The following is a 13,473-nucleotide window of genomic DNA, read 5'->3' on the forward strand; positions in this document are numbered from 1 at the left end:
AGTCGGTCGCCGCCAGGTCCCCTGATCCACCCCACAAAAACACCACCCCCGCGGGGTGGAGCAGCCCGGTAGCTCGTCAGGCTCATAACCTGAAGGCCGCAGGTTCAAATCCTGCCCCCGCAACCATGAATTCCGTTTTAAAACAAACGCTTAGGCCGCCTCATGGGCGGCCTTTTGCGTTTCCACACCCACAACTGGAATCATATAGGAATCAGCAGGAAACGAAATCCCGCGTAGCAACGCTGCGTGAGAGGCGCGCCAGAAGAGGGACGGGAAGGGCGCGAATCGGTCATGTTGCCTTCAGGTCGCGATCTGGGCGACGCCATTGTGATGTGTGTACGGCCCTATAAAAGGCCCGGAGATGCCCACAAAAGCACGCATCCTTACCTTATGACTTCAATGATCGGATGAAACAGGCGACAACAAAGGCTGTGCCGACGGGTTTGGCCGTCGCGATGGGTAAGTCAGCCTTATGTCCAAAGCCGATCTGAACCTCTTACACGTTCTGGATATCCTGATCGAAGTCCAGAGTGTGACACTCGCCGCCGAACGTCTGGGGACAAGCCCGCCTTCGGTCAGTCGCTTGTTGGCCCGAGCCCGCGACATGCTGGACGACCAGATTCTGGTGCGGGCTGGACGCGGGCTGGTTGCGACGGAACGCGCCAAGGAGCTTCAGTCCGGCATTCGTCATCTTCTTGCTGAGGCGGATACCCTGCTGAATGCTCATGCGGCGTTCGATCCCGGCGAGCTTGAGCGTCGTTTCACGATCCGGGCCAATGATGGCTTCACGGGGGCGTTCGCCTCCGGTCTATACAATATTCTTGCCGATCAGGCCCCCCGCGCGACTCTGCGTTTCGCGCAGGAACATGAGTTCGATGATGAGGCGCTTCGCGAAGGGCGGATCGATCTGGACATCGGCGCAAGCCGCGCGATGGGACCAGAAGTTCGGCTTCAAACCATTTTTCGCGATCATCATATCGCGCTTGCCCGTGACGATCACTCGATCTTCTCCACGGATATTTCTCCCGAAACCTTCGCGGCTTTTCCGCATATCAGCGTCTCGCGCCGTGGTCGGTCCACCGGGCCGGTCGATGAGGCGCTTCAGAAACTCGACCTGACGCGACATGTCCCGTTGATCGTGCCCTCGTTTCTGATCGCCCTTTCGGCTCTGGCCGGCACGCAACTGATCGCACTGGTGCCACGGCATGTCCTGCCGGTCGTCCGCAACCTCGGCATGGCGCTACGCTGGTTCGATATTCCGCTGGAGCTTGAGAGCGTCGTTCTGGCGCAGGCATGGCATCCCCGCTTCGACGCCGATCCCGCCCATCGGTTTCTACGTCAGTGCGTTCGGACGGTCTGCCAGTCCTTTCCCAATGGATTTCATTTTATGAAATGACTCTTTGCCGCCTTTGTCATGTTTTCCCGGTCCCGCCGCAGTCAGAACAGGGAGCAGAAACAGACAAGGTTATCTCCCGATGTTGGGAATAAAAAGAAAAGAGCGGCAGAAATTTCCAGTTACGGTCGAGAGTGTATCGGACATAACGCCTCACATGCGACGTTTTCGCGTTGCGGGGGATGCGTTACGCACACTTGAACTCGACGAACCCGCACAATGGATGAAGGTATTCGTTCCTCGCGCAGGTGATCAGCCCACTGTCGGACGGGCCTATACCGTCCGTAACTTCGATCCTTCTCACGGACGTATGGATCTGGATTTCGTGCTGCATGGCGACACAGGGCCTGCGTCGCGCTGGGCGGCGCATGCGTGGCCCGGCGAGCAGATCATCATCGCCGGACCAGGCAGGGGCTATCCGGTCGATCCAACAATGCGGAATCATCTCCTGATCGGTGACGCGACCTCTCTGCCTGCGATCGCGGCAATTCTGGAGGTCCTGCCCAAGACGGCGGAAGCGGTCGTTTTCGTGGAAGTGGCCACCCCCGAAGAAGAACAGCCGCTCATGTCCTGCGCGTCGGTCGAACGCACATGGCTGCATTCCGGCAAGGAGTGGCCGGGTACAACAGGCAGGCTGGAGCTTGCGGTCCAGAACGTTGCGCTACCACTTGACGACTGCTCGGTCTGGGTCGCGGGAGAATCTCTCATGGTGCGATCGCTGCGGAGTTGGTTTCTTGCCGACCAGCGGCTGAGCCGCTCCCGGCTGCATGCGAAAGGTTACTGGAAACTCGGTGTCGCGGATCATCGCGACCGTGACTGACCAGATCGATATTCTCTCCGACAGAGATCCGAAAATGCTGAAAGCGTCGCCATTTCGACGGCGGATTCTTCTCATGCTGGGCACAGGACTGATTGCGTTATCAGGATGTGCGCCGGGCCGTGACGAGAAAGCTGCCCGAGCACCTGATGATCTTTCGTCGCTCCGCGCGGGGCAGGAGATCACGTCGGCGCAACATCGTGCCAGCCCGCTCGCGGCATGGTGGTCTGTCTATGCCGATCCGCAACTTGACGCGCTCGTCGCTCAGGCCCAACAGGATGCGCCGTCCCTCCAGATCGCGCAGGCGCGCCTTCGCGACGCGGAAGCGGTCGAGGGTGCGGCGCGGGCAAATCAACTGCCCCATGTTGATGGCTATGGCTGGATCGCGGGCGAGCAGTTTCCCGGTCATTCATATTATCCGGCCCCGTATAAGGGGAATTTCGGTAGTGAAGGCCAGTTTCAGCTCGACGTGCAATACCATGTCGATTTCTGGGGACGGTGGCGAAAGACAACCCGAGCGGCGGCATACTGGCAGATCGTCGCCGAGCAGGAAGCCGCCGATGCGCGGCTATTGATCGAGACGGCGGTCGTCAACGCCTATGTGCGGCTCGACGCGGCCTACAAGATGCAGGACGTGGCCAGAGCCGGGTTGTCGCGGCGTGAGGGCGTCGTTGCGATGCTGACCTTGCGTGCAAAAGCCGGTCTTTCAACCGACATCGATGCCGTAGCAGCCCGTGAGGCCCTGACCGATACACGCAGCCAGATCGATCTTCTGGACGGTGAAATCAGCGCGCGTCGTCACGAAATCGCGGCTCTGCTCGGCAAGACACCTGCCTTCGCAGACGGATTAAACAGGCCGCGCTTGCCATCCATTGCCGATCCTGCGCCCCTGTCCTCCGTACCAGCCGTGTTGCTGGGCTACCGGCCGGACGTTTCCGCCAAGCGTGCTGCCGTCGAAGCGGCGGCCAACGCGGTTGGAGCCGCACGGGCCGCATTCTATCCCGACGTGGATCTCGTGGCGTTCGCCGGTTTTCGGGCACTCGATATAGGCCATATTTTCCGCCCCGGCAGTGTGGCGTCGCAGTTCGGACCGGCGGTCACACTCCCGATTTTCCAGGGCGGCCAGCTTCGTGCGGCGCTCAAGAACCGTCTCGGTGAATATGATGCGGCGGTCAGCGACTATAATGCGACCCTCTCTCGCGCATTGCAGCAGGTGGCGGACGGTATTGCCAACTTGAAGGCCGGACAGGCGGCTAAAGGTGAAGCCGACCGTGCTGTCAGCTATTGGACGCATGTCGTCGAACTCCAGAACCTACGCCAGAAAAACGGCATTTCCGACACGAACGACCGGCTGGACGCGGAAACCGCGCTGCTCTTGAGCAGGCGACGTGCCGTGGAGGCTGACGCGCGTATCGCCGTCGCCCAGATCACACTAATCCGCGCCCTTGGTGGCGCCTGGTCCCCGACTTTCACTTTTACCTCAGGGCAGACATCCCATGGCTGACACACAACCTCCGGCCGGGACTGACCCCGGCACGACACGCCGCAAGCGCCTCCTTGTCATCGGGAGCGCTCTTGCGCTCATCGGCATTGGGTGGGGAGCCTATAAATTTCTGTCCAACGGCGCGTTGGTGTCCACCGACGATGCGTATGTCAACGGCCATGTGGTCGCGGTGACACCGCAGGTGGCCGGAACGGTGCGGGCCATCCTCGCCGACGATACCGATCGCATCCAGTCCGGGACGACTCTCGTCGCCCTTGATCCGAGTGAAATGCGTATTCGGTTGGAAGCAGCGAACGCGGCGCTCGGGCAGGCCGTTCGGCATGTACGTCAGCTATTCGCCGATGTTCAGGAAGCCCAGGCTGTCGTCGCAGTTCGTCAGACGGAACTGGATCGTGCGACCGCCGACCTCAGGGCACGGCGTATGATCGTAGGGCAAGGCGCGGTGACCGCCGAGGAAGCGCGCCATGCGGCCGATACCGTCAACACCGCCACCGCCGCGCTGAAGGCCGCGCGGGATCGCTATGCGGTTGCCCTGTCCCAGACCGCAGGAGTAACGCCCGCGACTCATCCTGATATTCTGGCCGCCCAGGCGCGGCTCCGAGCGGCTGCGCTGGATCTGGAGCGCGCCACGATCCGCGCGCCAGTCGGCGGCATGATCGCCCTGCGCGACGTGCAACTGGGGCGCAGGTTGGCGGTGGGCGAGCGGCTGATGGCCATCGTGCCTTTCGATCAGTTCTGGATCGATGCCAATTTCAAGGAGGGTCAGCTTGCGCATGTCTGCGCCGGGCAGCCTGCGACGATGACAGCCGATATCTATGGAAGCGGTGTCACCTATCATGGCCGTGTTGCGGATGTGAACGCGGGCAGTGGCTCAGCCTTTGCACTGCTTCCAGCGCAGAACGCGACGGGGAACTGGATCAAAGTGGTGCAGCGCGTGCCTGTTCGCATCGTTTTCGACCCGTCCGAGCTTGAACGTCATCCTCTGCGTATCGGTATGTCCACCGATGTCACGATCGATACGTCGCGTTGTGAGACGGTCAAGAAGCCGCGAGAGCCTTCGGCGGCGGAAACCTCGCTCTACACGGCACAGAGCCACACGGCGGACGAGCAGGTCGCAGCGGCGATGAAAAAAGCGCTGGGGGACACGGAATGAGCCGCCCCGCACCCCAGCCGATCACGCCGCTATCCGGTGCGACACTGGCCTTCGCTGCGGTGACGATCGGGCTGGCTTCCTTCATGTCAGTCACGGATATCACCATAGCCAATGTGTCGGTGCCGACTATTTCGGGCAATCTCGGCGTCAGTTCCGAAATCGGCGAATGGACGATTACGTCCTTCGGAATCGCCAATGCGATCTTCATCCCCCTGACCGGCTGGCTGTCGCGCCGTTTCGGACAGGTGCGTCTCTTCGTCGGTACGGTCGCGGCCTTTACTCTCGCCTCGGTTCTATGCGGTATGGCGCGGTCATTTCCGTTGCTGCTTGGTTTCCGCGTGCTTCAGGGCATGGTGTCCGGCCCGATCGTGCCGCTCAGTCAGGCATTGCTCGTCGCGGTCTTTCCGCCGCAGAAACGCACGCTCGCCGTCGCCATGTGGGCGATGACCAATATGGCCGGTCCTGTCGCTGGGCCGGTTCTCGGGGGTTGGATCACGGATACGTACACATGGCCGTGGATCTTTCTGGTCAATGCGCCAGTGGGCGTTTTCGTGGTGATCGCAACTTCTTCGCTGCTGCGCGGGCGCGATACGCCCACGGTGAAATTGCCGGTGGATGTGCGTGGATTATGCTTTCTGGCTCTCGCGGTCGGATGTTTGCAGGTAGCGCTTGATCGCGGTCGGATACTGGACTGGTTTTCGTCGCCATTCATCTGCGCGATGTCGATACTGTCCGTTCTGGGCTTCATCTTTCTTGTCGTCTGGGAGTTGGGCGAAAAACACCCGATTGTTGACCTGCACTTTTTTGCCTATCGCAATTTCGCGGTGGGGACGGTCGCCGTTGCAGTCGGGTTCGGATTGTATTTCGCCGCCCTGGTGGTGCTGCCGCTCTGGCTTCAGGAGGATATGGGCTACAACGCTACCTGGGCCGGGCTCGTGACCGCGCCGATGGGCGTATTCGGCATCCTGCTGGCTCCCTTTCTGGGAAGCTGGGTGCGCAAGGGGGATGCGCGGCTGTATGCTACCGTCGCCTTCATCGCCTGGGCGCTGGTCGCGTTGTGGCGATCGAACTTTACCACGGATATCGATGCGCGATCGATCGCTCTGACCTGTCTTGCCCAAGGCATCGGGATCGGCTTTTTCCTTACACCGCTGACGGCGCTCTCCCTGCTCGGCATTCCGCCCGAAAGGGTCGCGGCGGCTTCGGGCTTGCAGACGTCCGTGCGTATGACGTCGGGCAATCTTCTCGCATCACTGGCGCAGACGTTTTGGGATCGTCGGTCACGCTATCATCAGGCGCATCTCGTCGAGACGCTGACACCTTATCACGATCGGGCAACCGACGCTGTATCTGCGCTCGGAAGTGGCGGCCTGACGACAAATCAGGCGTGGGGCGAGATCTATCATAACGTGCTCGTGCAGGCCGATATGATCGCGATGAACGAATTTTACATGCTTTCGGCGGCAGCCTTCACGATCGCCATTGGCATCATCTGGATCGCCAAATCACCCCAAAAGCCGGGTTGAGACGGTGTTTTCCGGTAATCATCTGGGGAGCACTTATAGTATTCGCGATCTTCGTCGTGTGATTCTGCTTGCCGAATATCGCAGCATGCATCGCGCCGCGTTGCAGCTTGGACTGGATCAGACGACGCTGAGCCGGAGTGTGATAGCAGTGGAGCACGCGATGGGGATCAAGCTGTTCGAGCGTTCTCGGACAGGCTCCCAAGCGACGCGGGATGGTGCGGAGTTCCTGAGTGTAGCGTCCGGCGTTCTGGCGGAGATGGACCGGGCGGTAATTCGATTGCGGCTGCGTCGCCGGGGGCGCGTCGGAACATTGAGGCTGGGCGTGCAGACGTCGTTCGCGTCCGGTCCCGTCGGGGACATGCTTGATCGCTACGAGAAAGCGTATCCTGAGGTCGAGACGCAGATCACGGACGACACGCGCGAGGGGGTGCTGCGGGAGCTGGCGGCGACGCGACTGGATGCGGCGATCGTCCTGTCTCGTGACGGCGTATGGTCCAACTCCTGCGCTCTACTGGGACATGAGCGCCTGATGGTCGCCATGGGGAAGTCTCATCCTTTGGCCTTCCGGACAAACCTGCCCTGGCCGGACCTATCGCCTTATGTGATCATGATCCCTCGCAAGGGCGCGGGAGCCGAAGTCCTGCGTTTGGTGTCACAACATGGCGCAGAGACCCAGCAGGTTGACTGGCAAGATGCCAGCATCGACCGGCTTTTGGCGATGCTGACACGCCGGGAGCGGGTGTCGATTGTTACGGCCGGGGCGGTTGGCTTGGGCATGGAAGACATCGTGTTCCGCCCGCTCGTGTCGGACGGGGAGCCTGTGCTGGTTCGTCACATGCTGTGCTGGCGTGGAGAGGATGAAGACTCCGTTGTCGGGCGCTTCGTCGAACTGGCACAGGATTACGACTGGGGCGGTGGCTCGTCGGCTCTATCAGTGGGCCTCTGACGCATGGCGGGAATATCGAGCGGGATATCGTCTCGGAACGACCGCCCTTGAGACAGTCGTCGTCCCAGCGTGTCCAAAAACCGGGCGAAGCGTTCCTGCCCTAGCGCATTGGCTGCGGCCTGCGCCTCGGCGGGGAGGGGCGGCATCTGTCCCAGCCAGAAGCGGATAAACAGGGCATGCGTTTCCAGCGCGATCATCAGGTCGCGCTCCTGGCGCTGCATCTGACGTGTCAGCCGGTCCAGCCGTCGTGTAAGGGCGGCTTCCGTTTTCTCCGTGCTGTCGGGTGACAGGAGCGAAGCAACTGCTGCTTCCACCACGGCGGAGCGTGTCACTTTCCGGCGCGCCGCAAGATCGCCGATCTGCGAGATCATGGCGACGGGCAGGGAGACGTTCAGGCGGTCACGCATGGAAACCCTCCATGAAAAGCCATGATGTGACCGGAAGATTTTTCTGGAAACAAGACTTAAACCCCATCCGGCGTATCGGGGCGGGTTATGACGTAAAAGGAACCGGGGCGTGGATCACATGCTGATCCCGAGATCGCGCTTGCGGTCATGCCGCCAGTCGACTCCCCCTTCATCATGGGCGACCCCATCGACATAGCGGTCGTGCTGTTTCTCCAGCGACGGTGCCCAGGGCACAAGCTGGAATCCCAGGCCGTTGTCGATCATGGCGAAGCGTCCAGAGGATAGGTTAAGGCGTTTCACATACTGGCCGGTGACGAAGTGGCCCGGAATGCTGCGTTCATAGGTCAGCCCGTTCTCCTTCGCGAGTTTCGCGCCCGCTTGATCGAGTTCCTGCTGACGCAGCGTTGCCAGAAGGTTGCGCTGATAGCGTGCCGATCCATCGTGCTGGAATGACGCCAACCCGCGATCCGCGAGATGCCGGGTGCGCTCCTGCATGGCCTGCCGCACCTCGGCCCCGAAGCCGGTGCGGGCGAGGTCCATGGGCTGGCGTTCTACCAGTCGATGATCCAGCCATGTCGCGCCCGGCGCTTTGACCTGGGCGGCAAGGTCCAGATCGGAGCGGGCGGACAGCACCAGATAATCCCTGCCGCTTGTTCTGCCGGTCGCGGTGCGGATTTCCACGATGCCGCCATCGGGTGGCGCGTCGCGGAAGGCGTCCACGCCGGGGAAGCGGACATGATGCACGCGCCCGTCCGTGGCGTCGATCACGGCATAGGCTTCGCCGGTCAGTTCGTTGTGCAGCCCGCGCTCCAGCAGGCGGCCCTTCAGCGCGGTCGGATGATCGCGATCGGCGATCACATAATCACCGGCGGAGATCGCCCGCTCATGGTCGCGCCCTGTCATGGCGCGGTGCATGGTTTTGATGATGTCGCCGCGCACGCCCATTTCGCGTAGCGTGTCCGCCATGCCGGGGGCAAGCGACCATCTTCCCGGTCCTTCTGGTATGGCCAGCCCCATGCGTTCCAGCGTCTGTGCCCTGCCGGTCAGCAGCGCGCGATGCGCTGCATTTTGCCCGAGGTCGTGAACACCGCCAGCGTCGGGCCGCAGGTCCACGATGCCCAGGTCATCGGCGTGTCGCTGCAAGTCAGCGTCGAGCCGGGTCCAGCGTTCCGCTGTCACATCCCGATGCAACGCGGCTTGGATATCATGCTCGGCGCGTGGCCCCAGTTCGAGAGACACCAGATCCTCCGCCCGCGAGCGCAGCCCGTGGCTGATATAGTCGGGGGCGATCACCAGATCGGCCCCAGTCTGATCCACACCCCGCACGATCAGATGCACATGCGGATTGTCGGTGTTCCAGTGCGACACGGCGGCCCAGTCCAGGCGCGTGCCAAGATCGGCTTCCATCTGTCGCACGAGGTCGCGGGTGAAGCCGTCGAGGTCCGCCATCTCCGGCGCGTCCTCGGGCGAGACGATGAAGCGGAAATGATGCCGGTCGTCTTTGCAGCGCGCGGCAAAATCCTGTGCGTCCACCTCCTGACCATCCGGGCCGAACAGATGCGCCTTTTCGCCGTTGCGGGCGACGCCATCGCGGCGCAGATAGGCGAGATGATCGGCCAGCGATCCGGGACGCGCACCGCGCCCGGATTGTCGTACCACGCGAGCCTTGACGGTGACGCGGCGATGGGCGTCGAACAGACGGCTCTTGCCAAACCGGGAATGGCCCCGCCCGAAGGTCGAGGGGCCGGAGCGCGGACGGCCTCCTTTTCCCTTTCCGGGGCTGCTGCCAGCCCCTCCGCCTGCACGTCGGGAGGCATGAAGCACCTGCGCCAGAAAGGTTCGAGGCCGGGCGCTGCTTCCCTTGCTCTGGATGCGCCCCGGACGGACGCGGAAATCCTCTTTGCGGGCCATCAGAACCCCACTGTGCAGGAAAACCCCTTAGGAAACGGGCACAAAACCAAAAAACCTGCACACGACCGACCCAGTCTGCACACCAGAAGGCGAGGCGCGACCGCACCTCGTCGCCCGACGTGGCAGGCCGTTTTATCTTGCCCTCTTAATTCTTTACGTTTCCCGATCCCCTCAACTCCCAAGGCACACCCGAAACGCTCCCGATGGGATGACAGGTTTTCCCGTTCATGCCGTAAATCCTTTGTCACGGTGCGCCCCTTTGCGAAAGCGGGACGAATAGGCCATGAGGTGAGGCCTCAAATCGCATCACCTGACCAGAAACCGACATCACTTCCGGCGCATCACGGGCCGCATCTCGGGATGCAAACGCTCCCACAAAAAGTGGATTTCCAGGCGGCATTTGTTCGTGCGGTCGATCGACAACACCCACGCCGGAAATCGTGCCACCAATCGACTCCCCACGCAGCAGGCGGATGACTCTGGAGGCGTATTTTTTCGTCTCGTCGGGAAGCGCGCGACTACCTCTCAGTAGTTCTTCATACCGTCCGGGACCAGCATTGTAGGCAGCCAGAAAACCCGCATCGCCATAGCGGTCATGCAGCCATCGGAGATAAGCCGCTCCTGCGACGATATTGTCATGCGGATCGTAGGGATCGGCTCCAAGCTTCAATGCCGCGCGCAGTTCCCGCCACGTGTCGGGCATGATCTGCATGAGGCCCATCGCCCCCTTTGGTGATACCGCAGAAGCATCACCCTGACTCTCGGCGCGCATCACCGCCGTGATCCACGCGGGCGGGATGTGTGCCCGCGTGGCGGCCTCAGTGACATAGGCATCGAACGGCGCGGCGCTGGCCGTCTGCATGGAGATGGCAAGCCCGGTGCAGACCACCAGCAGACCGGGCATTGTTTTAACGCGGATCATGACGGCGTTCGGGGACGGTTCCAGACCAGATGGAACGTGTCATGTTCGTCCCGGTCCGGCAGCAGCCGGGCACGCAGGGGGCGGGCGAAAAGCGGGTCATCAATCATCACGGCCAGCCACAACCCGATGCGTTCCCCCTGACGCGCCCAGGCGCAGCCCACCTGTATTGCGTCATCTTCCAGACCGCGCAGGACGCGATAATCCGGGGCGTTTTCTGTGGTGGGGTCTGCGATGGGGAGGATCGACAGATCGTCCTCCATCAGAAAGGTGGTGATCTGGCCGAAAAAGCCGTTTGTGGTGCGCGTGAACGTGCCAAGACGGATCATGATACGTCTCTCCTGATCTGCGGATCGCAGGACAAAGAATTGAAAACTGGGGGCAGGGCGGTTTGTGCTTACTGAAGCGGATGCGGTCTTTCGTCATGGCCCGATGCAGTCCGCCCGGTCGTGACCCAGATCGGGATTGCGCGGCCCATCATCGTGCTGGCGGGAAGCGGACCAAAATAGCGCCCGTCCAGACTGCGCGGTTCTGCCGGGTTCATGACGAAAATCTCGTCACGTCCCAGACGACGACATCCCTGCCAGACGGGCAGAGAACGGCCCCGATGATCACGGGTCAGCGCTTCGCCAGCATGCGCGCCGTCGATGCTGATGGCGCTTTTCGTGCGACACACACTTTGTCCCGGCAAGGCCGCCACGGGTTTCAGCAAGGGCACACCGAATGGCAGATAGCCGCGTTGTGACAGCAGCAGGGCCAGCCGGTCGGGCAGACGCAGGGCGGCAAGATCCCCGACATGCAGGTCGCCGTTGGTATGCAGCCGATACAGCCCCACCGGGACGCTGGCCGTGCTGTTCCAGAGCAACCGGGGGGCGACGGGTACGGCAGCGGACACACTTATCGCCAGCACGACGAAATAGGTGCCGAAGAACCAGGCGCGCCGGGTCATGACACCAGCCTCGCACGCTTCAGCCATGCCGCGTGCAGGGTGTGCGTGTAGGGCCGAGGTTCCTGCCCGGCGATGATACGGTTATGGACATGCCGCCAGTGATCGGGGGAGACCGCACACGGATCGAAGCCGAAGCGTTCGATCTGGTCGATCACCTCCAGAACATGCTTCACCTGCGGCCATCCTGATACGTCGAGCAGCAGGTCGCCGCCGGGCCAGACAAAGGGCACGGTCTGAAAGGCGGTGCCCCGTTCCACGGTGCGCACGATGGCGAGGCAGGAGACGACCGTGCCGTAATCATTGGCAGCCCAGCGGATGAAGCCGAAGGTGCTGCCGGGCGTGAAACTCAGCAGGCGGCGGCGTTTGTCGAGCACGCGGTCGGAGACCGGCCTGCCGAACCTGATCCAGTGTTCGATGCGCTTTTCGATGAAGGTCAGTTCGACCGTGGTCAGATTGGGATCATCCGCCCTCATGACCTGTTCCTCCGCGAGGGCATTTCACGCAAGGCGGCAACATAGTTATCGTCTGACGTGTTTTGGCAGCGATGGCGCTGAAGCCATGCTTCCACGTCCTCGCGGAGATAGAGGACGCGAAAGCCCACCTTTAGGAATGGTGGACCACCACCGGTGCAGCGGTATTTCTCCAGCGTGCGAATGGAGACCCCGATCAGTTCGGCGGCTTCGCCTCCGCGTAGATAGGGGCGCAGAATACGGGCCGGGGCCGTGAGCGGGCGGGCTGGTACAGCGATCTCGGGCGAGAGCTGCACTGATGCGCCCGTTTTGGGTTTCGCGATGTCGGTCATGAAAACCTCCCTGTCGATGCGGCGTGCTCCTAAGATGAAGCTGAACCGGTAAGGGGAGGCTGACGGGAAAGAAGCGGTCTGAGAGTGGAGGAAATGATGTGCGCGAATTCCTCCACCCCAAAAGCGTGATGGAGCGCAGAATAAGGCCGGAAAGGAGAGTGGTCAGAGTCCGTCCAGCAGAGAGAGATATCCGCCATGAACGAGTGCGCTGCCTTCGTCGCGCAGGGCGCGGGCCATGGTACGCAAGGCGGAATCGCGCCAGATGTCGTCGGGCATGGTCCGGGCGTCCGGGTCGAGCAGTTTCGCCGCAATGTCGCGCAGGCTGGTGCCCGCCGCATCCAGATCGAAGGCATGTAGACGCAGGGCAAGCTGCCGCCAGCGTGTCGGGGTAATTCGGCGGGGATGGCGTGCGGGCAGCCGATAGCCCAGCACATGGGCGCAGAAGCGTGCCGCTTCGTCACTTCGCCGCCGGTAGGACGGATCAATAGGGATATGGACTGCCGGGCAGGCGGCGGCTTCGCCATGAAGAGAAAGGCTGAACGTGGCGGAACGCGTCGCTACCACGATGGCACGGCCCAGTTGGTCGGTCTGATCGAACAAGGAACGACCCAGTGAGCGCCAGGAGGGAAGGGCAGGCGGAGTGACGCCGTCAACAGCGTGTGTCAGGCTGATGATGCTGGATGTGACGCCCGGTCGCCAGATTACGGGCACGCGGGTGACGGGTGTCTCCGGATTATGTGGGAAAACGTATCCTCCAGCGCTGGCAGAAGGTCTCCCATTCCGCGTTGGGATTGGGTGCACCTGCTGCGATCAGGCGTGCCGTCTCGGCGTGATCCTTGCGATAGGTCGTCCAGCGCCGCATGAAGGCCCCGGCGAAACCGGCTTCATCTAGGCGTTTGAGGGCGGCACGGTCGGTCTCTGACTGCCAGACGTCGAGCGGCATGGGGCGGCCTCCCGGATCAGGTCCGTTTGTCGCTGATTTTGTGAGAAGCCGAGGATTTCAGAAACGGAACGAGCCTGCATAGAGCGAAGGTCGCATCACGTAACCGCATGATTCACTTCATGAAAGTGATAACAGGCTCATGATCTACGGAAGAGGAAGGCTGTCGGCACCGCTCACCTCAGGGTCCGCTTAGAAATGTAGAG

Annotated in this window: 15 protein-coding genes and 1 tRNA gene; 7 read left to right on the forward strand and 9 right to left on the reverse strand. The window is 61.9% G+C overall.

Features of this window, described 5'->3' with window-relative positions:
• Positions 1 to 49 precede the first annotated feature (49 nt).
• The 7 genes from IEV53_RS09555 to IEV53_RS09585 all read left to right on the forward strand — a co-directional run bounded on the left by IEV53_RS09555 (position 50) and on the right by IEV53_RS09585 (position 7,339).
• A tRNA-Met gene (locus tag IEV53_RS09555) sits at positions 50 to 126 on the forward strand.
• 346 nt (positions 127 to 472) lie between these two features.
• Complete coding sequence (locus tag IEV53_RS09560; protein ID WP_188426568.1) at positions 473 to 1,396, forward strand: LysR family transcriptional regulator; 924 nt, start codon at positions 473 to 475, stop codon at positions 1,394 to 1,396.
• A gap of 79 nt (positions 1,397 to 1,475) precedes the next feature.
• A complete protein-coding gene (locus IEV53_RS09565; protein WP_188426569.1) occupies positions 1,476 to 2,213 on the forward strand; it encodes a siderophore-interacting protein in 738 nt (245 codons plus the stop codon).
• Positions 2,214 to 2,286: 73 nt separating this feature from the next.
• On the forward strand, positions 2,287 to 3,714 hold the full coding sequence (locus tag IEV53_RS09570) for an efflux transporter outer membrane subunit (RefSeq protein ID WP_229719809.1): 1,428 nt from the start codon (positions 2,287 to 2,289) through the stop codon (positions 3,712 to 3,714).
• Positions 3,707 to 4,867: an HlyD family secretion protein gene (locus tag IEV53_RS09575; RefSeq protein WP_188426571.1), complete on the forward strand. Its 1,161-nt coding sequence runs from the start codon at positions 3,707 to 3,709 to the stop codon at positions 4,865 to 4,867. Before IEV53_RS09570 ends, IEV53_RS09575 begins: the two co-directional genes overlap by 8 nt.
• Complete coding sequence (locus IEV53_RS09580) at positions 4,864 to 6,393, forward strand: DHA2 family efflux MFS transporter permease subunit (protein ID WP_188426572.1); 1,530 nt, start codon at positions 4,864 to 4,866, stop codon at positions 6,391 to 6,393. The genes IEV53_RS09575 and IEV53_RS09580 overlap by 4 nt, the downstream gene beginning before the upstream one ends.
• Before the next feature lie 4 nt (positions 6,394 to 6,397).
• Positions 6,398 to 7,339 carry a LysR family transcriptional regulator gene (locus IEV53_RS09585; RefSeq protein ID WP_264784200.1) on the forward strand — a complete coding sequence of 314 codons (942 nt, stop codon included), beginning with the start codon at positions 6,398 to 6,400 and terminating at the stop codon, positions 7,337 to 7,339.
• On the opposite strand, the gene IEV53_RS09590 is transcribed toward IEV53_RS09585, so the two are convergent.
• The 9 genes from IEV53_RS09590 to IEV53_RS09630 all read right to left on the reverse strand — a co-directional run bounded on the left by IEV53_RS09590 (position 7,294) and on the right by IEV53_RS09630 (position 13,270).
• A complete protein-coding gene (locus IEV53_RS09590) occupies positions 7,294 to 7,746 on the reverse strand; it encodes a CopG family transcriptional regulator (RefSeq protein ID WP_188426574.1) in 453 nt (150 codons plus the stop codon). The two genes, IEV53_RS09585 and IEV53_RS09590, sit on opposite strands and share 46 nt — an antisense overlap.
• 114 nt (positions 7,747 to 7,860) lie before the next feature.
• Positions 7,861 to 9,657, reverse strand: a complete 1,797-nt coding sequence (locus IEV53_RS09595) for a relaxase/mobilization nuclease domain-containing protein (RefSeq protein ID WP_188426575.1) — start codon at positions 9,655 to 9,657, stop codon at positions 7,861 to 7,863.
• Between the two features lie 244 nt (positions 9,658 to 9,901).
• The gene (locus tag IEV53_RS09600; protein WP_188426576.1) at positions 9,902 to 10,579 is read right to left on the reverse strand and encodes a lytic transglycosylase domain-containing protein; all 678 of its coding nucleotides are present in this window, start codon (positions 10,577 to 10,579) and stop codon (positions 9,902 to 9,904) included.
• Positions 10,576 to 10,905 carry a DUF736 domain-containing protein gene (locus tag IEV53_RS09605; protein ID WP_188426577.1) on the reverse strand — a complete coding sequence of 110 codons (330 nt, stop codon included), beginning with the start codon at positions 10,903 to 10,905 and terminating at the stop codon, positions 10,576 to 10,578. The genes IEV53_RS09600 and IEV53_RS09605 overlap by 4 nt, the downstream gene beginning before the upstream one ends.
• Positions 10,906 to 10,973: 68 nt before the next feature.
• Positions 10,974 to 11,525 (reverse strand): S26 family signal peptidase, encoded by a 552-nt coding sequence (locus tag IEV53_RS09610; RefSeq protein WP_188426578.1) that lies wholly within the window; start codon positions 11,523 to 11,525, stop codon positions 10,974 to 10,976.
• Positions 11,522 to 11,998, reverse strand: a complete 477-nt coding sequence (locus IEV53_RS09615) for a DUF2840 domain-containing protein (protein ID WP_188426579.1) — start codon at positions 11,996 to 11,998, stop codon at positions 11,522 to 11,524. Before IEV53_RS09615 ends, IEV53_RS09610 begins: the two co-directional genes overlap by 4 nt.
• Complete coding sequence (locus IEV53_RS09620; RefSeq protein ID WP_188426580.1) at positions 11,995 to 12,327, reverse strand: helix-turn-helix domain-containing protein; 333 nt, start codon at positions 12,325 to 12,327, stop codon at positions 11,995 to 11,997. The genes IEV53_RS09615 and IEV53_RS09620 overlap by 4 nt, the downstream gene beginning before the upstream one ends.
• A 162-nt stretch (positions 12,328 to 12,489) precedes the next feature.
• Positions 12,490 to 13,038 (reverse strand): DUF2285 domain-containing protein, encoded by a 549-nt coding sequence (locus IEV53_RS09625; protein WP_188426581.1) that lies wholly within the window; start codon positions 13,036 to 13,038, stop codon positions 12,490 to 12,492.
• Positions 13,039 to 13,060: 22 nt separating this feature from the next.
• Entirely contained in the window at positions 13,061 to 13,270 is a 210-nt protein-coding gene (locus tag IEV53_RS09630) for a transcriptional regulator domain-containing protein (protein ID WP_188426582.1), read from the reverse strand.
• Positions 13,271 to 13,473 lie beyond the last annotated feature (203 nt).

The organism is Asaia siamensis, from assembly GCF_014635085.1.
Lineage (GTDB): Bacteria > Pseudomonadota > Alphaproteobacteria > Acetobacterales > Acetobacteraceae > Asaia > Asaia siamensis.

Coding starts and splice junctions, on each gene's coding strand:
- IEV53_RS09630 (WP_188426582.1), bottom strand. CDS start 13,270: ATGCCGCTCGACGTCTGGCAGTCAGAGACCGACCGTGCCGCCCTCAAA.
- IEV53_RS09610 (WP_188426578.1), bottom strand. CDS start 11,525: ATGACCCGGCGCGCCTGGTTCTTCGGCACCTATTTCGTCGTGCTGGCG.
- IEV53_RS09620 (WP_188426580.1), bottom strand. CDS start 12,327: ATGACCGACATCGCGAAACCCAAAACGGGCGCATCAGTGCAGCTCTCG.
- IEV53_RS09570 (WP_229719809.1), top strand. CDS start 2,287: ATGCTGGGCACAGGACTGATTGCGTTATCAGGATGTGCGCCGGGCCGT.
- IEV53_RS09615 (WP_188426579.1), bottom strand. CDS start 11,998: ATGAGGGCGGATGATCCCAATCTGACCACGGTCGAACTGACCTTCATC.
- IEV53_RS09580 (WP_188426572.1), top strand. CDS start 4,864: ATGAGCCGCCCCGCACCCCAGCCGATCACGCCGCTATCCGGTGCGACA.
- IEV53_RS09565 (WP_188426569.1), top strand. CDS start 1,476: ATGTTGGGAATAAAAAGAAAAGAGCGGCAGAAATTTCCAGTTACGGTC.
- IEV53_RS09605 (WP_188426577.1), bottom strand. CDS start 10,905: ATGATCCGTCTTGGCACGTTCACGCGCACCACAAACGGCTTTTTCGGC.
- IEV53_RS09590 (WP_188426574.1), bottom strand. CDS start 7,746: ATGCGTGACCGCCTGAACGTCTCCCTGCCCGTCGCCATGATCTCGCAG.
- IEV53_RS09575 (WP_188426571.1), top strand. CDS start 3,707: ATGGCTGACACACAACCTCCGGCCGGGACTGACCCCGGCACGACACGC.
- IEV53_RS09595 (WP_188426575.1), bottom strand. CDS start 9,657: ATGGCCCGCAAAGAGGATTTCCGCGTCCGTCCGGGGCGCATCCAGAGC.
- IEV53_RS09560 (WP_188426568.1), top strand. CDS start 473: ATGTCCAAAGCCGATCTGAACCTCTTACACGTTCTGGATATCCTGATC.
- IEV53_RS09600 (WP_188426576.1), bottom strand. CDS start 10,579: ATGATCCGCGTTAAAACAATGCCCGGTCTGCTGGTGGTCTGCACCGGG.